General features: G+C 58.5%; 17 protein-coding genes. 10 read left to right on the forward strand and 7 right to left on the reverse strand.

The features are described from left to right. Positions 1-2 precede the first annotated feature (2 nt). A complete protein-coding gene (locus BMZ67_RS05185) occupies positions 3-575 on the reverse strand; it encodes a fibronectin type III domain-containing protein (protein ID WP_092020801.1) in 573 nt (190 codons plus the stop codon). 315 nt (positions 576-890) lie between these two features. Here BMZ67_RS05185 and BMZ67_RS05190 point away from each other — a divergent pair, with 315 nt between their 5' ends. Then, entirely contained in the window at positions 891-1,316 is a 426-nt protein-coding gene (locus BMZ67_RS05190; RefSeq protein WP_092020802.1) for a hypothetical protein, read from the forward strand. Positions 1,317-1,386: 70 nt separating this feature from the next. Here BMZ67_RS05190 and BMZ67_RS05195 read toward each other — a convergent pair whose 3' ends face one another. Further along, positions 1,387-2,046, reverse strand: coding sequence for a DUF4124 domain-containing protein (locus BMZ67_RS05195; RefSeq protein ID WP_092020803.1), 660 nt, complete (start codon positions 2,044-2,046; stop codon positions 1,387-1,389). Between the two features lie 131 nt (positions 2,047-2,177). Continuing rightward, positions 2,178-2,816, reverse strand: a complete 639-nt coding sequence (gene pyrE / locus BMZ67_RS05200; protein ID WP_092020804.1) for an orotate phosphoribosyltransferase — start codon at positions 2,814-2,816, stop codon at positions 2,178-2,180. An 80-nt stretch (positions 2,817-2,896) separates the two neighbouring features. On the opposite strand from pyrE, the gene BMZ67_RS05205 reads away from it, so the two are divergent. After that, positions 2,897-3,703: an exodeoxyribonuclease III gene (locus BMZ67_RS05205; protein ID WP_092020805.1), complete on the forward strand. Its 807-nt coding sequence runs from the start codon at positions 2,897-2,899 to the stop codon at positions 3,701-3,703. A 61-nt stretch (positions 3,704-3,764) separates the two neighbouring features. On the opposite strand, the gene rph is transcribed toward BMZ67_RS05205, so the two are convergent. Further along, positions 3,765-4,481 carry a ribonuclease PH gene (gene rph, locus BMZ67_RS05210; protein ID WP_092020806.1) on the reverse strand — a complete coding sequence of 239 codons (717 nt, stop codon included), beginning with the start codon at positions 4,479-4,481 and terminating at the stop codon, positions 3,765-3,767. A 182-nt stretch (positions 4,482-4,663) separates the two neighbouring features. Here rph and BMZ67_RS05215 point away from each other — a divergent pair, with 182 nt between their 5' ends. The 5 genes from BMZ67_RS05215 (at position 4,664) to BMZ67_RS05235 (ending at position 9,377) form a co-directional block, all read left to right on the forward strand. Then, positions 4,664-5,530 (forward strand): YicC/YloC family endoribonuclease, encoded by an 867-nt coding sequence (locus BMZ67_RS05215; RefSeq protein ID WP_092020807.1) that lies wholly within the window; start codon positions 4,664-4,666, stop codon positions 5,528-5,530. A 71-nt stretch (positions 5,531-5,601) separates the two neighbouring features. Beyond that, the gene (gmk, locus tag BMZ67_RS05220) at positions 5,602-6,228 is read left to right on the forward strand and encodes a guanylate kinase (RefSeq protein WP_092020808.1); all 627 of its coding nucleotides are present in this window, start codon (positions 5,602-5,604) and stop codon (positions 6,226-6,228) included. Positions 6,229-6,365: 137 nt separating this feature from the next. Continuing rightward, positions 6,366-6,578 (forward strand): DNA-directed RNA polymerase subunit omega, encoded by a 213-nt coding sequence (rpoZ, locus tag BMZ67_RS05225; protein ID WP_092020809.1) that lies wholly within the window; start codon positions 6,366-6,368, stop codon positions 6,576-6,578. Between the two features lie 171 nt (positions 6,579-6,749). After that, entirely contained in the window at positions 6,750-8,900 is a 2,151-nt protein-coding gene (locus BMZ67_RS05230; RefSeq protein WP_092020956.1) for a RelA/SpoT family protein, read from the forward strand. Positions 8,901-8,990: 90 nt separating this feature from the next. Next, positions 8,991-9,377 carry a RidA family protein gene (locus BMZ67_RS05235; protein WP_092020810.1) on the forward strand — a complete coding sequence of 129 codons (387 nt, stop codon included), beginning with the start codon at positions 8,991-8,993 and terminating at the stop codon, positions 9,375-9,377. Between the two features lie 69 nt (positions 9,378-9,446). On the opposite strand, the gene BMZ67_RS05240 is transcribed toward BMZ67_RS05235, so the two are convergent. Next, positions 9,447-10,325 (reverse strand): NAD-dependent epimerase/dehydratase family protein, encoded by an 879-nt coding sequence (locus BMZ67_RS05240; protein WP_092020811.1) that lies wholly within the window; start codon positions 10,323-10,325, stop codon positions 9,447-9,449. A 61-nt stretch (positions 10,326-10,386) separates the two neighbouring features. Here BMZ67_RS05240 and BMZ67_RS05245 point away from each other — a divergent pair, with 61 nt between their 5' ends. From BMZ67_RS05245 to BMZ67_RS05255, 3 genes are all read left to right on the forward strand, one after another. Further along, complete coding sequence (locus tag BMZ67_RS05245) at positions 10,387-11,349, forward strand: hydrogen peroxide-inducible genes activator (RefSeq protein ID WP_092020812.1); 963 nt, start codon at positions 10,387-10,389, stop codon at positions 11,347-11,349. A 7-nt stretch (positions 11,350-11,356) separates the two neighbouring features. Beyond that, a complete protein-coding gene (recG, locus tag BMZ67_RS05250) occupies positions 11,357-13,432 on the forward strand; it encodes an ATP-dependent DNA helicase RecG (RefSeq protein ID WP_092020813.1) in 2,076 nt (691 codons plus the stop codon). Positions 13,433-13,563: 131 nt separating this feature from the next. Then, positions 13,564-14,928 carry an HDOD domain-containing protein gene (locus tag BMZ67_RS05255; RefSeq protein ID WP_092020814.1) on the forward strand — a complete coding sequence of 455 codons (1,365 nt, stop codon included), beginning with the start codon at positions 13,564-13,566 and terminating at the stop codon, positions 14,926-14,928. A 332-nt stretch (positions 14,929-15,260) separates the two neighbouring features. Here BMZ67_RS05255 and BMZ67_RS05260 read toward each other — a convergent pair whose 3' ends face one another. Together BMZ67_RS05260 and BMZ67_RS05265 are read right to left on the reverse strand one after the other, a co-directional pair. Continuing rightward, positions 15,261-15,716 carry a DUF2489 domain-containing protein gene (locus BMZ67_RS05260; protein ID WP_092020815.1) on the reverse strand — a complete coding sequence of 152 codons (456 nt, stop codon included), beginning with the start codon at positions 15,714-15,716 and terminating at the stop codon, positions 15,261-15,263. 28 nt (positions 15,717-15,744) lie between these two features. Beyond that, positions 15,745-18,039: a molybdopterin-dependent oxidoreductase gene (locus BMZ67_RS05265; RefSeq protein ID WP_092020816.1), complete on the reverse strand. Its 2,295-nt coding sequence runs from the start codon at positions 18,037-18,039 to the stop codon at positions 15,745-15,747. Between the last annotated feature and the right edge of the window lie 115 nt (positions 18,040-18,154).

Here is an 18,154-nt window from a genome sequence, read left to right on the forward strand (position 1 = left end):
GGCTAGATCAAATCTACCGCAATAAGGTCAGAGGGTTGGCTCTCCAGCCCCTGGCTGTCCACCACGCTCACCGAAAACTCATAAGCGCCCGGTTCGAAGAAATCCAGGGGCAATGTGGTGTTGTCAGCCCCGTTCATCTCCATTGACTGAAAGCTGCTCTGGTGACGCATGCGGAAGCGTACCCGGTATCCCGTGATTTCGCTCATGTACAGCGAGTCGCCGTTTTCCCGGGTTAATGGTGGCGACCAGGACAAGGTTGGGCGCTCAGGCTGATAGGATGACGGCGGTGTGACGGTGGTGTCACTGCTGTCGGTTGGCAGGCTGCTGCCGCTCGACGGCGCTGAGGTCACCTCCTGACTACCGGCCTGGCTGCTATCTCCGAAGGTGCTCCGAAAGGCGCTAAGCGCAGAGGCCTCCCGTTTTTCCGCAACCAAGGGGGCGGCCTGGGCTGAAGAGCTGTAGCTGTCTTCGCCGCTTTGCTTGCAGCCGGTCAAGAATAGCAGGGCGGTTGCGATGGCAAGGCTGATGAGACTGGTGGGCAGCTTGGCTGGCCAATTGGGGCGCGTATCTGGCATGTTCGGCTCTCGGTCGACCTGCTGGAAGGCCTGGCGTTCTTGTAAGGGTGAGGCCGGAATAATGCGGGGAGTCAGGCCAGCGAGCTTCTCTAAAGGGCCTGATTATGCGAATTCAGGCGTTATCATCAAGTGAACAATTGGTAAATTCCCTGATGCTGAAAGGCGGCGCTGGCAACTCCCGGTTTAGTATGAACATTCTAATTTTAAGACTTACTCTCCTTTCTAGATGGCCAATGGGTGAGCAATCACCGCAACTATAACCCTGTTCTCGTGACTCGCGTTGAAATCAGGGACTATGAAGCAAGGAGAGTATCGATGGGCAAATTGAAGACTTACCAGGAACAACTCCAGGACATCGTCGCCAAAGGCATCAACGCTGCTGAAGAGCAGCAGAAGAAGCTGGCGTCTAAGCCATTCGAGTACGCTGAGAAGCTTGAAACTGAAGTGCGTGAGTACAGCGTCAAGGCCCTGCGTGAGCGTTATGACGGTTACAGCGAGACCCTGTTCGAGCAGCTGCGCGGCCTGAACAGCCGGTTTGGCAACTTTGCTGCTGAGCTGGTTGCACGCATCGAGAAGGAAGCTGCAGAAACTGCCGAGGCGGTTGCTGACGCGGCGGAAGACGTTGCTGAAGAAGTAGCTGAAGTGGCTGAGGACGTGAAGGCAGCGGTTGCCAGCAAGAAGCCGGCAGCCAAGAAGCCTGCGGCCAGAAAGCCGGCAGCCAAGGCTTCAACCACTGCTTGATTGCGGTTGGTCGGAACTAAGAAAGCCGCCTTGGGCGGCTTTTTTGGTTCCGGGACAGTTCAGCGGCTGCCTAGGGGGTGGCGGTTTCAGGTTCCGCTTGTGGGTCCAAGAGTGAGCTTTGCTCGCCAGTGATTTCTTCCAGGCGGCGGATATCCTCAATGAAACTGTTCCGAAGAGCCTCGATATCGGCGTTCTGTACCGCGATCTCCCGCTCGATATCATCAATCTGATTCTGGAGACGGGTGATTTTTTGCAGCGTGGCTTCAGGGATGTCCCGGCCTGAGCGCTCAAAGTCCGCGGCCCGGGCCCGTTCGTTGTCCAGTTGACTTGCGATAACGGCAATGTTTCCGCGCTTCAGCTGGGACAGGGTCTCCAGCTCCTGGATTTTTCGGTTCATGGCGTTTACGGCGTCTTCAGGGCCGCTGTAGCGCTTAAGAAGTGCGCGATCCTGCTCAAGTTGCAGGGCCGTCTGACGTTGCTGCGCTTCGGCTTCTTCCCGGGCTGCAATTTCGTCGGGTGTGGGTGCGGGTTCAACGACCTCGATGACTCGACCCTGGCTGTTGAGGATTTCATAACCGCGCTGGCTGGCCTGTTGAGGGACGGTATTGCTGATGACCAGTCGACCGCTGTCGTCCCGGTAACGATACATGCGGGCATCTGCAGTCACGGATGCCAGCAGCAGAACGGCGGCTAAAACGGATGTCAGGGCTCTTATGCTGCGTTGCTTCATTCGGAAGAGCGTCTCCGGTTTCTTGGTTTTGTTGATTCCGAAAGCATACCAGACAACCGATAAGGTTCCATGAACGGTGCCTGAAATTGGTCGGCACCGTTTCGAGCGTCAAGCCTGAGTCGGTGTAGTGCTCAGATTCCGTAGCTCTGGCGATACTGTGCAACGTTGTCTGCGTGCACCGAAAAGTCTGGTCGGGCCTTGAGATAGTCCAGTACCTGGTCGAGCTGGATGATGCTGACAACCGGGATGCCAAACTCCTGCTCAACCTCCTGGATGGCGGAGAGCTCGCCGTTGCCCCGTTCCTGGCGGTCGAGTGCAATCAGCACGCCAGCGGGTGTAGCGCCTGCGGCGTGGATAAGGTCAATGGATTCGCGGATGGCGGTCCCGGCGGTGATGACGTCGTCAACAATCAGGACCTTGCCGGTGAGCGCGGAGCCGACAATATTGCCGCCTTCACCGTGGTCCTTCTTTTCTTTGCGGTTAAAGGCAAAGGGACGGTTATCTCCCTCTGCGGCCAGGGCCATGGCTGTTGCGGTCGCCAACGGGATGCCCTTATAGGCGGGGCCGAATATGATGTCATAATCCAGTTGGCTGCGCTGGAGCGCAGCTGCGTAAGCACGGCTGAGCTGGAGCAAATCGTCGCCGGTATTGAACAGGCCGGCATTAAAAAAGTACGGGCTGATCCGGCCGGACTTTAGGGTAAATTCACCGAAGCGCAGTACGTTTCGGCTAATGGCGAAGTCAATGAATTCTTGCTGGTAGTCGTGCATGGCAGGGCTTCTGGCGCGGCGGTTCTTTAAATGGCGTGTAAAACCGGTATCATACACACAAACCGAATCAGGGAACATGTATGCGCGTAGTATCAATTAGCGTCAACGGCCTCGAACAGGCAGTTGAAAAAGGCTTTTTTGAGTGGCTGGTCGAGCAAGATGCAGACGTCGTTTGCGTTCAGGACCATCGCATGCGTGCCTACGAGATCGAAGATCGCAACCTCATTCCAGAGGGCTACGAGGCTTACTTTATTGATGGCGAGAGGAACGAGGACGGTGGCGTGGGTATCTACACCCGGCACTTTCCCAAAGCCATCATGTATGGGTTCGCCAATGAGCAGGCCGATCGGGAAGGGCGATTCATTCAGGCGGATTTTGACAAGGTGAGTGTTGCCTGTGTGCTGGCACCCTCAGCGCTTGGCAAGGAAGATGAGCCGATTGGTGAAGACGACCTGACCGCACTGGATCATAAAGACGCCTTCATGGAGGCCTTTGGGCAGCACATGCAGAAAACGCTGCGTAAGCGGCGGCAGTTTATCTTCTGTGCCAACCTGCAGACGGCCCATCACGTCACCGATGCCAGCTCGCGCTATCATAAACTGGATGTGTCGGGCTTCCTGCCACATGAACGGGCCTGGCTGGACCGTTTGTTCGATGAAATGGGCAGTGTTGATGCGTTCCGTGAGATCAATAAGCAGAGCAATCAGTTTACGTGCTGGCCGGAGTGGGCAGAGGGCTGGCGCCGCAATGCGGGTATCCGCATTGATTACCAGCTGCTGACGCCGGGTATTCGCAAGACCATCCTGGATGGCTGGATTGATTCCACCACCCGCTTCTCCGATCATGCCCCGCTGGTGATGGATTACGACATCGAGATCGGTTTCTAAACTGGATCTGGTCGTGCCGGGGCGATCATTCGATCGCCCCTTCTCATGTTGTTCGCCGCGCTTACTCCTGCAGAGCGGCTTTCTGAATGTCAAACAGCGTTTCAATGCCCTGACGGGCAAGCGTCAGCATGCTGTCCAGCTCCTCCTGGGCAAAGGGCGCGCCTTCTGCCGTTCCCTGGATTTCAATGAAGCCACCCTGGTCAGTCATGATGACGTTCATGTCGGTTTCTGCTTCAGAGTCTTCCGGGTAGTCCAAGTCGGTCACCGGGGTGCCCTTGTAGACGCCCACGGACAGTGCAGCCACCATCTGCTTCAGTGGTGATTTCTTCAGGCGTCCTGCTTTGACGAGGTAGTTCAGGGCGTCGACCAGGGCGACACAGCCGCCGGTGATGGCGGCTGTGCGAGTGCCACCGTCAGCCTGGATAACGTCGCAGTCGATGGTGATAGTGTGCTCGCCAAGTGCCGCCAGATCCACTGCAGCCCGCAACGAGCGACCGATCAGTCGCTGGATTTCCACTGTGCGACCGCCCTGCTTGCCGCGAGCCGCTTCCCGGCCCATCCTGCTGCCAGTGGAGCGGGGGAGCATGCCGTACTCCGCGGTGATCCAGCCTTTGCCTTCACCGCGTAGGAAGGGGGGCACCTTGTTTTCAACAGACGCCGTGCAGATGACTTTGGTGTCGCCAAATTCAACCAGGACAGAGCCTTCGGCGTGACGGGTGTAATGGCGGGTGATACGGATATCTCTCGGCTGTTCCGGGGTTCTTCCGCTAGGGCGCATAGTTAGTCCTGACGTGTTACGGGGAGTCGAACGGGGGCCCGGCTCCTGATGATTGGATCGGTAAAAGAGCGGCAGTATACCACGCTGGTGGTTCGCTCGCGGTAGGTGGGATGCGGTAGGGTAGAGCTGCCTGCTAGACTACAGGGATTACCTATCAAGCCAGCCAAATAACCGGAGTCGCCATGATCAGAAGTATGACCGCGTTTTCCAGACAGGACGCCCAGGGGGAATGGGGAACTGTGACGTGCGAGATCCGGACGGTAAACCACCGCTACCTTGAACCGGCTTTCCGCCTGCCGGAGTCGCTCCGGGAGCTGGAAAACCGTTTCCGTGAACTGATGCGGGCACGATTGAAACGGGGCAAGGTTGATGTTTCCCTGCGACTGCAGGCCGTCGACGTGACCAGTGAGCGCTTTGACATTAACCATCAGCTGGTGGCCGCGCTCAACGATGCCGCCAATCACATTAACCGGGTCCTGGATAATCCTGCCCATATCAATGCGTTGGATATTATGCGTTGGCCGGGTGTGCTGGAAACCCCTGAGCAGGACTTCTCTCCGGTGCGAGAAGCCGCCCTGGAAGTGTTCGGGCGCGCCTTGACCGAGCTGGTTTCCGTCCGGGAGCGGGAAGGCGAGCGACTGCGCCCCCTGTTTGACGAGCGGCTGGGAACGATGGCGGGTCTGGTGGCGGATGTTCGTGGCAAGATGCCGGACTTGTTGGCGCAGCAGGAACGTCACCTGCGGGAGCGTTTTGAACATGCTCGGGTTGAGCTGGATCCGGACCGCCTCAGTCAGGAAATGGTGATGATGGCGCAGAAGTCGGACGTTGCCGAGGAGCTGGATCGCCTTGATGCCCATATCAAAGAGGTTACTGACACCCTGTCCGGTGACGACGCCATTGGTCGTCGGCTGGATTTCCTGATGCAGGAGCTGAACCGGGAAGCCAATACCCTCAGCAGCAAATCCATTGATGCCAGCGTTACCCGGGCGGCGGTGGATCTCAAGGTTCTGATCGAACAGATGCGCGAGCAGGTTCAGAACATTGAGTAATGTGGCGGTCGTCGTGCCAAGCTCCGTATAATGGCGCGCTTTCCATTGTCGCCCTTGGAGCAGTTTAACCCATGAGCCATGTCGAAACAGGTACGCTTTACGTCATCTCGGCGCCATCCGGTGCGGGCAAAACCAGTCTGGTTGCGGAGATGCTTAAACGGGACCGCATTCTGGGTCTGTCGATCTCTCACACCACCCGGCCGGTACGACCCGGTGAGCAGGATGGCGTTAACTACCATTTTGTCAGCCGTGAGGATTTTGAGGCGATGATCCGCCAGGATGAGTTCCTGGAATACGCGGACGTTTTCGGTAATTACTACGGTACCTCTCAGCGCTGGGTTGAACAGGCCCTTGCCCAGGGGGAAGATGTGATTCTTGAAATCGACTGGCAGGGTGCGGCCCAGGTTCGCCGGTTGATGCCGCACTGCGTGGGCATCTTTATCCTGCCACCCTCTCCGGAGGAACTGCGTCGCCGCCTCACCGGCCGTGGTACCGATGCCGAAGATGTCGTTGAGCGGCGTTTGCGGGAGGCCGCAGAGGAATGCAGTCACGCCCAGGAGTTCGACTACCTGGTGGTGAATGATCAGTTCGATGTGGCGTTGGATGAGCTGCTGGCCATTGTCAAAGCGCAGCGTTTGCGAGGCTCTGCCCAGCAGCAGCGCCATGCGGACCTGCTCTCTCGCCTTTCCAGCAGTTAGCTAAATAGCGAGCCGGGTTGTATACAAATTGATCCGACGCCAGTAAACTACGCGGTCTGCCAAAAGACATGCCCGCCGGAGGGGTTGCCGGCCGGCCATGAGAGCAACCGTTACCAAGATCACAGCCGGGGAGAATTATGGCTCGAGTTACCGTTGAAGATTGCCTGGAACATGTAGAAAACCGTTTTCAGCTGGTTATGCTGGCCACCAAGCGTGCCCGACAGATCGCCACCAAGGGACACGAGCCCATGGTGCCGGAAGAAAACGACAAGCCGACTGTTCTGGCGCTGCGTGAAATTGCCGAAGGCAAGGTAAGCCGCGATCTGCTGTTGGAAGAAGACGAAGACTAAATCGTCGCAATGCTCCCGATGGGGCATTGAAAATTGTTCACACGGTTTTATAGTGTCTTAATAGGGGGCGCTAGTGAGTGCCCCAACCGTTGATGAACATCTGAAGGACCCGGATGTATGCATCCGGGTTTTTTCGTTTATCAGATCGCAGAACGCTATTGTGGAGGCGCGGTGTCAGCAGAGCCTACGGTTGAAGAGCTGTCGAATGTATTGAGCAGCTACCTGGATACCAGTCGCATCAATCAGGTGCGGCGGGCGTACTATTATGCTGAACAGGCCCATGAGGGCCAGCGACGACGCAGCGGCGAACCCTACGTGACCCACCCCCTGGCGGTGGCTTTTATCCTTGCCGACCTCAAGCTGGACCATCAGAGTCTGATGGCGGCGATGCTGCATGATGTCATTGAAGACACCGGTATTCCCAAGGAAGCGCTGTCGGAGCAGTTCGGCGAATCCGTCGCTGATCTGGTGGATGGTGTCAGCAAGCTTACTCAAATCGAATTCCGTTCCCGTGCGGAGGCCCAGGCCGAGAACTTCCAGAAAATGACCCTGGCGATGGCTCGGGATATTCGGGTGATCCTGGTCAAGCTGGCGGACCGCCTGCATAACATGCGGACCCTTGGGCCACTGCCGTTTGCCAAGCGCCAGCGCATAGCCACTGAAACCCTGGATATATATGCACCGATTGCCAATCGGCTGGGTATGCATTCGGTGTGTACCGAGCTGGAAGACCTGGGGTTTGCCTCGCTTTACCCCATGCGCTCCCGCTACATTTCCCAGGCGGTGGCCAAGCTTCGTGGCAGCCACCAGGAAATCATCCACGAGATTCGCGGAAGGTTGGCAGAAAAACTGGCGGAACGGGGGCTCCCGGGACGGATCATCGGGCGCGAGAAGCACCTGAACAGCATCTACAACAAGATGAAGTTCAAGCAGAAATCCTTCCATGAAATCATGGATGTCTATGCGTTCCGCATCATCACCGATACGGAAGACGACTGCTACCGCATTCTCGGGGCTGTGCACAGCCTCTATAAACCACTGCCCGGGCGCTTCAAAGACTACATTGCCATGCCCAAGGCGAACGGTTACCAGAGCCTTCACACCACGCTGTTTGGCATGCACGTCAACATCGAGATCCAGATCCGCACCGAGGAAATGGAACACATCGCCAACAACGGTATTGCGGCGCACTGGATGTACAAAAACGACCAGTCGAACATCGCCAGTGTGAATCAAAAACGGGTGGACCGTTGGGTGCAGGGCCTGATGGAGATGCGGGAGCGGGCGGATGATTCGCTGGAGTTTATTGAACACGTCAAGGTTGACCTGTTCCCGGATGAGATTTACGTGTTTACGCCAAAAGGCAAAATCATGGAACTCCCCAGTGGGGCGACTCCAATTGATTTTGCCTACGCCATCCATACCGACATCGGTAATGCCTGCGTTGCCTGTCGTATCAACCGGAACCTCGGGTCTCTGAGTCAGCCGTTGCAAAGCGGTCAGACGGTTGAAGTCATTACCGCGCCGGGTGCGAGGCCAAATCCGGCCTGGCTTAGTTTCGTGGTGACGGGCAAAGCCCGCAGCAGTATCCGGCACGTGCTGAAACATCAGAAACACGCCGAATCCCTGGAGCTTGGGCGAACGTTGTTGAAGAAGTCACTGAATGGTTTTGGGCAGAAACTTTCCCAAATCAGTGAAGCGCAGGTTGCGGCCGTTGTGAAACACAATCAGGTCCATAGTCTGGATGACCTGCTCAGTGAAATCGGCTTGGGCAACCGCATGGCCTACCTGATCGCCCGCCAGTTAGCGACCGGTGGTGTCAGTGATGAACCGCCGATGGAGGCCGGCCTGGAAAAAAGTGATGACGGCCAAGGCCGGGCGTCGGTCACGATTCGTGGCACCGAAGGGTTGTTGGTCAAGTTTGCGTCTTGCTGCAAGCCGATACCCGGAGATCCGGTGGTCGGTTTGATGGATTCAGGCCATGGCCTGGTTATCCACTCCGATACCTGCTCGCGATTGCCGGAAGACCGTGAATCCCGCGCTCGTCTCACTCACCTGAAGTGGGCCAAGGACATTACCGATGAGTTTTCGGTGGAACTTCGGGTTGAGATGGAGCGCCAGCGTGGGGTGATCGCCGAGATTGCCGGTGCGGTGGCAATGGCGGACGGCAACATTGAGCGCATCAATGTTGAGGAACAGAATGCCCGCTTCGGTGTCGTGAGCCTGGTTGTTCACGTGAATGGCCGGCGCCATCTGGCCCGGGTTATGCGGCGGGTCAAGAATATCCGTGCCGTTACCCACATCAGTCGGGTCAGGCACTAACATCGAGTCGCCGGTCCCCCTGTATTGGCTGGTTGACAGCGCTCAGTGGCAGGGTGAGGATGGCGGTTTTCCTTAAGGAAGGTGAAAGCCATGAGCAATAAATCAGTGATCCAGACCGAGAAAGCCCCGCAGGCTATCGGTACCTACTCCCAAGCTGTCAAAGCCGGTGATACGGTGTACCTGTCTGGTCAGATTCCTCTGGTTCCGGAGACCATGGAAGTGGTCGGCGGTGACTTCGCGGCCAAGACCCGCCAGGTCTTCGACAATCTGCAAGCTGTCTGTGAAGCGGCTGGCGGTAGTCTGCAGGACATCGTCAAACTGAACATCTACATGACCGACTTGGCGAATTTCGCCACCGTCAACGAGGTCATGGCGACCTATTTCCAGGAGCCTTACCCGGCGCGTGCGGCCATTGGTGTCGCATCCCTGCCCAAGGGTGTGCCAGTCGAAATGGACGCGGTGATGGTATTGAGCTGAGGCTTCTGGCGGCGAGCCTTCATGGCGCGCCGCCGCATCGCAACCCGGTAGCCGCCATGGCGGCCGGGCCTAGTCTGATGCCCGGTTACGGGTAATCATGTCGCCATAGCCGGCCCTGAAATCCGGGTAACGGAATTGAAAACCGCTGGCCAGCAACCGCTGGTTACTGCAACGCTTGCTGCCTGCACGCCCACCTGTACGGGCACCTTCCACCGGGTTTGCGCACGGGGTCTGGGTACGAACCCAGCTGACCACCTCATCAAGCCGCACCGGTTCGCAGTCGCTGACAATATAGGTCTCGTCGATGGTCTGTCCGGCCAGGGCCTGGGCTAACAGGTAGGCAACGGCGTCGGCGGCATCCGCTTCATGAATCCGGTTGCTGTAGGGTGCCGGTGTCGACGGGTTCATCCGACCTTCCTGCACCTCGGTGAGGAACCGCTGCCGGCTTGGGCCATAGATGCCGCTGAAACGAACGATCAGGGCGGGAATGCCGCTGTCCCGTGCGATCTGCTCTCCTTCCAGAATGCGTTGTCCGGTCGCCCGTAACGGGTGGGCGGGGCTGTCCTCGGTCACCCAGCTATCGTCGTCTTGATGATAGACACTGGTGCTGCTGATAAACACCAGTCGTTTAGGTGTACTGCCCGACAGTGATCCCAACAGGTTCTGTAGCCCGTGAACGTAGGCATTGGCATAGCCTTCATCGTCATACTGGCTGGGTGTCAGGCAGTAGACAATGGCATCCAGATTGGCCGGTACCCGTTCTTTCAGGTGCTGAGGCTGTAGCAGGTCAGCGGCAATTGGCTGAACCCCCTGCGGGATCGTGTTGGTGCTTCTCTTCAGGCCAAAGACTTCGGCACTGGCTGACAGGCGCCGAGCAATCTCACCGCCCAATGCGCCACAGCCGGCCACAAGGATACGGGGCCGAGCGTTGCGTTCTTTGATTGCCATAGTCAATTTCAATCCTTATGCTTAATCTCATAAATTCGTAGAAGTCTGACCGGAGCAGTCCATGACCCTCACCGAGTTACGATACGTCGTTACCCTGGCCCGTGAAAAACATTTTGGCCGTGCTGCCGAACGTTGTCACGTCAGTCAGCCCACCCTCAGTGTGGCGGTGAAGAAACTGGAGGAGGAGCTGGGCATCCCGCTGTTTGAACGCAGCAAAAGCAGCATTCGGGTCACCGAGACCGGGGTGCGCATTATCGAGCAGGCCCAGCGGGTACTGGACCAGGTTGGGGTCATCCGGGATATGGCCCAGGATGGCAAGAACCAGCTTAATTCGCCATTGAAAGTAGGGGCGATCTACACCATTGGGCCCTACCTGTTCCCGCACCTGTTGCCAGAGCTGAGACGGGCGGCCCCCGACATGCCGCTGTATATCGAGGAGAACTATACCGCCAACCTGCGCCAGAAGCTGCGTCATTCTGAGCTGGATGCCATTATTGTTGCGCTGCCCTTCGAAGAGCCGGAAGTGGTGACCCTGCCACTCTACGATGAGCCTTTTGTCGTTCTTTTGCCGGCGGATCACCCCCTGGCAAAAAAGGAGGCGTTGAACGCCGAGGAATTGGCCCGGGAACAGCTGCTCTTGCTGGGCCCCGGTCACTGTTTCCGCGACCAGGTGCTGGAGTCGTGCCCGCCGCTGGTGGAAACCGTGACCGCCAAAGCGGGCGGAGGTGATGCGCCGGCGCTGGTTACCGAGGGCAGTTCCCTGGAAACCATTCGCCATATGGTGGCGTCCGGGTTGGGGATCACCATCCTGCCGCTGTCGGCAGCGGCTTCAATGCAATATCGTAATGAACTCCTGACTACCCGCCCATTTGTCGCGCCGGTACCATTCAGAACCGTTGCCTTGGCCTGGCGGGTCACCTTCCCCCGGCCCAAAGCGATCGACATGCTGCGGTTGGCCGCCAGCCAGTGCCGGGTTATGGACCGGGCGCGGCAGGAAGCTGTTGACGCCGGGCTGAGTGTCTGAGGCTACCATGACGGCGCTGGAGGATATCCAGGTAACAGTTCTCAAGGGAGTGGGGAATTCTCTGGCCGAGAAGCTGGCCAGGCTTGGTATCCACTCCTTGCAGGACCTGTTGTTCCACTTACCGCATCGGTACGAAGACCGGACTCGTGTCATCCCCATGGGAAGCCTGAGGGTGGGTGACGTGGGCGTGGTCGAAGGCGAGGTCGTCAAGAACGATGTGGTGATGGGGCGCCGACGCAGTATGCAGGTGACCCTGCGGGACGAGACCGGGTTCCTGGTACTACGCTTCTTTCATTTCAATGCCGCCCAGAAGTCCCAGCTGGCGGTGGGCGCGAGGGTGCGTTGTTACGGTGAGGTGCGTGCCGGTCGAGCCGGCTACGAGATTTACCATCCTGAGTATGATGTAAACCCCGAACCGATGGTGACGCAGGACAGTGCTACGCTGACGCCAGTCTACCCGTTGACGGAAGGTATCCAGCAGCCGCGTGTTCGCAGCCTGTGCCGTCAGGCACTGACGTACCTCCAGCGTTACCCCATTCGTGAACTATTGCCTTCGACTATCCTGACGGACTACCAGTTGCCGGACATTTCCGCCGCGGTTGCGTTGGTGCATGCGCCACCGGCCAGTGCTAACGTTCCCCAGCTGGTTGCAGGCAAGCACCCTGCGCAGCAGCGTCTGGTGATGGAAGAACTGCTGGCCCATCAACTCAGCCTTCTGCAAGTGCGTCAACAGATCCAGCAACGCCAGGCGTTGGCGCTGTTGCCCCAAGGTGACCTGGCGGAGCGGTTTATCGAGAATCTGCCGTTCAGTCTGACGGGCGCGCAGCGCCAGGTATTGGCGGATATACGCCAGGATCTGAGTCAGCCTCTGCCGATGTTGCGGCTGGTGCAGGGGGACGTTGGTTCTGGGAAGACCGTGGTTGCCGCGTTGTCCGCACTCCAGGCCATCTCATCCGGCGCTCAGGTGGCGTTGATGGCACCGACGGAAATTCTGGCCGAACAGCATTACACAAGTTTTTGCCAATGGCTGGAGCCCCTGGGCATCCAGACGGCCTGGCTGTCCGGCAAGGTCAAAGGAAAAGCCCGGACGGAAGCCTTGGCCCGGGTGGCCAGTGGCGAGGCGGCTATCGCGATTGGTACTCACGCCCTGTTCCAGCAGGACGTTCTGTTCGACCGGCTGGCACTGGTGATCGTTGATGAACAACATCGTTTTGGTGTACATCAGCGGCTGGCGCTGCGTGAAAAAGGGGTGGCCGGTACCATGGCCCCTCACCAGCTGATCATGACTGCCACGCCGATTCCACGAACGTTGGCGATGAGTGCATACGCGGACCTGGATACCTCGGTGATCGATGAGTTGCCCCCCGGGCGCAAACCGATTGAGACCATCGCGGTGCCGGACAGTCGTCGTGATGATGTGATTGAGCGGGTCCGTCAGGCCTGTGAACAAGGGCGTCAGGCCTATTGGGTCTGTACGCTGATTGAAGAGTCAGAGGCCTTGCAGTGCCAGGCAGCGGAGGTGACTGAGCAGGAGTTACGGGAACGACTGCCGGGGTTGCGGGTTGGGCTTGTCCATGGACGCCTCAAGGCGACCGACAAAGCCGCCGTGATGGCCTCGTTCAAGAGTGGCGAGCTGGACCTGCTGGTGGCGACAACGGTCATTGAGGTCGGTGTGGATGTGCCTAACGCGTCCCTGATCATTATCGAGAACCCGGAACGCCTGGGGCTGGCCCAGTTGCACCAGCTCCGTGGCCGGGTGGGCCGTGGGCATGAAGCGAGCTATTGTGTGCTGATGTACCACCCCCCGCTGTCGCAAAATGGCAAGGCCCGGTTGCAGGTCCTGCGGGACAGCCAGGACGGCTTCGTCATTGCGGAAAAAGATTTGGAAATCCGTGGCCCTGGCGAGGTGCTCGGTACCCGCCAGACCGGTCTGATGCAGTTCCGGCTGGCGGAGTTTGAGCGCGACAAGGCGTGGATTGAAGTGGTCCGGGAGCTGGCACCTGGGGTGCTGGCGGATGCCGGGCGGACTGAGGGGCTGGTCCGTCGGTGGCTCGGGCAGCGCACCCAGTACGGGGATGTGTAAGCGAATCCAATTAACAACGTTCAGACTGTGCTTGGTGTTGGCAGCAATCGCAACTGCTAGTTAGCGCGGCTCTGTAGAACAAAAAGTCAGCCATGAAGCGAGCGGGTTGACCAGAGATACAGGGGCGAATCATGGAACTACCTGTCGTTGTCCGTCAGGCATTGGGAGATAAGGCAGATTGTGTAGAGCTGCGTGAGGTGTCTGGGCGCGCGGTATTACAAACACTAAGGATGGTGTTGCTGAGCGATGATTGTGGTCAGGTGCAGGTGATCAGCCGCAGTCAGGACCTGGTTGATGTGGTCGCGCTCAACAAGTGTCTTGACCGGGATCTGAGCCTGATGACCGGGGCGGAGCAATTGAAGGTTCGGGAGAAACTCGGTCTGCGCCAGTTGCCCGCGCTGCCATTACTGACGGGTTTTACGACGGTGGTGGACGACGCGGTCGATGGCTTGACGGATGTCGCGTTGGAGCTGCTGGACCAGAACCTGGTGATTGTACTGAAAGGCGCTCAGTTTCAGGCACTGACCGCGGATGCCCAGCGACAGTCCTTTGCGGTGGATGCGGGATCAGTGGGGGTCAACCTGGACCGCCCGGAGAAGGACTGTGAGCAGCTGCATAGTGCGATCCAGCGCTTTACGGGACTGCGCATCCAGCAACGTCTGGAAGATACCCTTGAGCTTCCGCCATTGCCGGAAACGGCGCAGCGGATTATCCAGCTGAGGGTCAATCCCAATGCCTTGATGGGGGATCTGGTCGACATCGTCGAAAGTGATCCCAGCCTGGCCGCTCAGGTGGTGAGCTGGGCGTCCTCCTCGTTCTACGCCGCCGCCGGCCAGGTGCGCTCAGTGCATGATGCCGTGTCCCGGGTGCTGGGCTTTGATCTGGTGATGAACCTGGCAGTGGGTCTGTCGTTAGGGCGCGCCCTGGAGCAGCCAAAGGTTCGGCCAGAGGGCATCGTCGATTACTGGCAACAGGCGATCTGGCAAGCCCAGTCGGCTGGCATCCTGGCCAGCATGATGCCACGGGGCCAGCGCCCGGCATTTGGGCTGGCTTACCTGGCGGGGCTACTGCACAACTTTGGCTATCTGGTCCTTGCCCACGTTTTTCCGCCCCACTTCCAGTTGGTGTGCCGGTACCAGGAAGTCAATGCCCACCTGGACTCTTCGGTGATTGAGCATTTCCTGCTAGGCATCACGCGGGAGCAGATGGGCGCCCAGCTGATGAATAACTGGGGAATGCCGGATGAGGTCACCCAGGCCGTTCGTTACCAGAAAAACCCGGCGTTCGATGGCCCTTATGATGTCTATGCCAAGCTCTTGTGGCTGGGGCGTCAGCTGCTGATTGAACGTGGTATTGCGCTGGGGGGCGGTGAAGCGGTTCCCGAGCATGTTTATGAGGATCTGGGGTTGGATAAGGTCCGGGTTGAGGCTCAGTTCGATGAGTTGGTGGCCAATAAGGATAGTGTGCTGGCGATTGCGGGCATGATGCAGGGCTGAATGCCCCAGGGTTTTGCGCCCATATAAAAAAGCCGGCCCAAGGGCCGGCAAGCTCACCCGCTTGTTGCAGATCAATCCAGTCTCAAGAGCGGTGGTAAGAGGAGAGAGTGTACCGACAGCCTGAAGGGTCCTCCCTGACCGCAAATCCTATTGCTAAATCTAGCCAAAGAATGTCATCGCTGCAGGGAGAAAATTGCCCTTGTAAAAGTGTGATCGAGTATTCATTTTTGGCGGGGGGCGGAACAGATTGATTCGCAAGCGAAATAGTAAAGTCACGACAGATTTTCTGTTACAAAAAATTACAAAACGGTGACGGATTGAGGGGGCCTTGCTCAGAAGGGGTGGTGTCGCAGCGCGGCGGCGGCCTGCCGTATCGCCTCGGCGTGCCGGGTTTCAATCGCAAAACGTTCTTTGTCGAGTTTGCGGATAAAGCGTTTGTCGGTTTCCTCCCTGGCCTTATGGGTGGGCATGTGGCGTAGCTGCTCATGCACTTGGGCGAACACGTTGTAGGGCGGGCGGGTCAACAATTCCGGTTCGACCAGCTCCAACAGGCCGTTGATCCTCAAACACGCTTCTGAGTACTCAACCTGGTCTTCTTCAATCGCCAGGGCCAACAACCGAAGGCTCTCGACGATACTGCTGCGGCGTTCGGCATGAAAGGCCATCTGTTTCTCACGCCGGGCTCGCTCAGTTTTCAGTACCTTGAACTGGCGGACGATAAACACCAGCAGCAGGCTGATGGCAATCAGTCCTGCCGCAATCAAAACCCATTGCAGCCACTGGGGCATGGTTGTCTCCTGGTTGATCCGTTGCTGGTCAGGCCCGCTGGCGATTGCGTTCGGCGCGCCAGAGGCGGACTTTGACCGACTGACCATTTAATGCGGAAGTCCCGCTCAGCTGGTCCACCTGGTCGGCGGCAATCACATCATTGATGCTGACGCCCGCATGGGCGGTCGCCACCGACTGCCCTGTGCCCTCGCGTGTGTGGCCCCAGCCGTGGGGAATGGACACCACGCCGGGCATCACATCCTCTGTGATTTCTACAGGCAAAACAACCTGGCCGGTGGCACTGGACACCTCAGCCATATCGCCGGCTTTCAGCCCGCAACGGGATGCGTCCTTGGGGTGAATCATCAGGGTGCAGCGGGTTTTACCTTTCACCAGGCGGTGGCTGTTGTGGAGCCAGGAATTATTGCTGCGCACGTGACGACGTCCGATCAGTCTTAGCTCGTTGGATACGGGGGATGACAGGCGCTGGTGAAGGCGGTCCAGGTCGTCCAGATAGCGTCTTGGCGCCAGGTTGATGCGGTTGTCCCGGGTGTACAGCCGCTCCGGCAAGCACGGTGACAGCGGCCCCAGGTCAACCCCGTTGGGGCTGTCCTTCAGTGACCGGATGGATAGCCCTTTGGGTAATTCTGACCAGCGCCGGTAGACCGGGCTGAGTTCCGCCAGCCCATGCAGCGGGCTTCCCGCCGGGAAAATGTCGGTAATCAGGTCTGCAAGGCTTTGGGCCAGCGGGCGAAGTGGTCCGACGTCGGTACCGTATGGACCGCTGCGTAATGCCAGGTCGAGCACGCTGTCCGGGCCAAGCTGTTTGAACGCCCGCCACCCCAATTCAGCCCGAAGCGGCAGCCTGCCTCCTTTGCGGAGCCGCTCCAGTCGATGAGCCAGTCCGAGCAGTATCTCCCAGTCATGCCGCGCATCTTCGCCCCGTTCAAATAGGGCCGGGCTGTACTTGGCGGTGTTTCGAACCGAGAAAAGGTTAAAGATCAGGTCGTAATGGCTTCGCTCCAGCGCCGCGGTGGGGGGCAGGATGATATCGGCATGGCGGGTGGTCTCGTTGAGGTAATAGTCCACCGAGACCATGAAGTCGAGGCCTTCAAGCGCCTGTTCAAGCCGGCCACCATCGGGGTTGGACAGCACCGGGTTGCCGGCAATGGTCACAAAGGCTTTGATCTGGCCGTCGCCCGGGGTCAGCATTTCATCCGCCATGGTGTTGGCGGGGTACTCCCCGCCAAACTCCGGCAGCTGGCGCACCCGGCTGCGGCGTTTATCGAAATGCCCCTTCTGACCGGACATGGCTGCCAGGGCTACCAGATCAACCGCAGGTTGGGTAAACATGACGCCGCCCGGCACATCCAGTTTGCCGGCCAGTATGTTCAGTACGTAGATCAACCAGGTGGCGACACCGCCATGGGCCTGGGTACTGGTGCCCATACGGCCGTACAGGGCGGCTTTGCTGGTGCCTGCAAACTGACGGGTAAGCTGGCGAAGGGTGTCTGCGGCTATGCCGGTATGACCGCTGACCGACTCCGGCGAGAAGGGCAGCGCGGCAAGGCGAATCAGGTCGACATCCTTGAGCCACTGCTCGGTATGGCCAGGGTTGACCAGGTGTTCGTCAAACAGGGTGTGGACCATCGCCATCAGCATCAGGGCGTCGCTACCTGGCGTGATGAAGTGGAAGGCATCGGCGAGTACGGCGGTTTCCGTGCGCCTCGGATCAATGACAATCATCTGGCCGCCCCGTGCCTGTAATGCCTTGAGGCGACCACGGAAGTCCGGCACCGTCATCAGGCTGCCGTTGGAGGCCATTGGGTTGGCGCCAATGCAGATAAACAGGTCGGTGCGGTCGATGTCGGGGATCGGAAACATCAGCTGGTGACCAAAGACTTCCAGACTGGCCAGCATGTGGGGAAGCTGGTCGTTGGAGGTGGCGGAAAACCGGTTCTGGGTGCCCAGCGCTCGCAGAAACGACGGGTTGGCGATCAGGCTGCCATGGTTATGGACGTTAGGGTTGCCCAGGTAAACGCCCACCGCATTGCGCCCTAGCTCCCGCCGTACCCGGTGCAGCCGGCTGGCCACCAGGTCCAGAGCCTCGTCCCACTCCATTTCTTGCCAGCCATCCTCGGTACGCCGGATTGGCTTGCGCAGGCGCTCGGGATCTTCATGGAGGTCTTTGATGGCGACCGCCTTGGGGCAGATGTGTCCCTGACTGAGCGGGTCGTTCTCATCCCCCTTGATCGAAAGAATGGTTCCTTCTTTGACCTCAATGGCGATCCCACACATGGCTTCGCAAAGGTGGCAGGTTCGAAAGTGGGTTCCGTTGTCCATGAGTCTCTCCGTGCCCGTTGTTATCGTCTATGGTTGCACCAGGCAACCAGATTAGCAGGAAAGCCGGAGAAGGGGAAAAGCCGGAGGTTGGCAAAAGCGGCCACAAAAAAGGCCA

The sequence above is a fragment of the Marinobacter zhejiangensis genome (assembly GCF_900114775.1).
Lineage (GTDB): Bacteria > Pseudomonadota > Gammaproteobacteria > Pseudomonadales > Oleiphilaceae > Marinobacter > Marinobacter zhejiangensis.

Bases quoted from the DNA above. Each gene is read 5' to 3' on its own strand.
- BMZ67_RS05185 (WP_092020801.1), bottom strand. From the start codon at position 575: ATGCCAGATACGCGCCCCAATTGGCCAGCCAAGCTGCCCACCAGTCTC.
- BMZ67_RS05190 (WP_092020802.1), top strand. From the start codon at position 891: ATGGGCAAATTGAAGACTTACCAGGAACAACTCCAGGACATCGTCGCC.
- BMZ67_RS05195 (WP_092020803.1), bottom strand. From the start codon at position 2,046: ATGAAGCAACGCAGCATAAGAGCCCTGACATCCGTTTTAGCCGCCGTT.
- pyrE (WP_092020804.1), bottom strand. From the start codon at position 2,816: ATGCACGACTACCAGCAAGAATTCATTGACTTCGCCATTAGCCGAAAC.
- BMZ67_RS05205 (WP_092020805.1), top strand. From the start codon at position 2,897: ATGCGCGTAGTATCAATTAGCGTCAACGGCCTCGAACAGGCAGTTGAA.
- rph (WP_092020806.1), bottom strand. From the start codon at position 4,481: ATGCGCCCTAGCGGAAGAACCCCGGAACAGCCGAGAGATATCCGTATC.
- BMZ67_RS05215 (WP_092020807.1), top strand. From the start codon at position 4,664: ATGATCAGAAGTATGACCGCGTTTTCCAGACAGGACGCCCAGGGGGAA.
- gmk (WP_092020808.1), top strand. From the start codon at position 5,602: ATGAGCCATGTCGAAACAGGTACGCTTTACGTCATCTCGGCGCCATCC.
- rpoZ (WP_092020809.1), top strand. From the start codon at position 6,366: ATGGCTCGAGTTACCGTTGAAGATTGCCTGGAACATGTAGAAAACCGT.
- BMZ67_RS05235 (WP_092020810.1), top strand. From the start codon at position 8,991: ATGAGCAATAAATCAGTGATCCAGACCGAGAAAGCCCCGCAGGCTATC.
- BMZ67_RS05240 (WP_092020811.1), bottom strand. From the start codon at position 10,325: ATGGCAATCAAAGAACGCAACGCTCGGCCCCGTATCCTTGTGGCCGGC.
- BMZ67_RS05245 (WP_092020812.1), top strand. From the start codon at position 10,387: ATGACCCTCACCGAGTTACGATACGTCGTTACCCTGGCCCGTGAAAAA.
- recG (WP_092020813.1), top strand. From the start codon at position 11,357: ATGACGGCGCTGGAGGATATCCAGGTAACAGTTCTCAAGGGAGTGGGG.
- BMZ67_RS05255 (WP_092020814.1), top strand. From the start codon at position 13,564: ATGGAACTACCTGTCGTTGTCCGTCAGGCATTGGGAGATAAGGCAGAT.
- BMZ67_RS05260 (WP_092020815.1), bottom strand. From the start codon at position 15,716: ATGCCCCAGTGGCTGCAATGGGTTTTGATTGCGGCAGGACTGATTGCC.
- BMZ67_RS05265 (WP_092020816.1), bottom strand. From the start codon at position 18,039: ATGGACAACGGAACCCACTTTCGAACCTGCCACCTTTGCGAAGCCATG.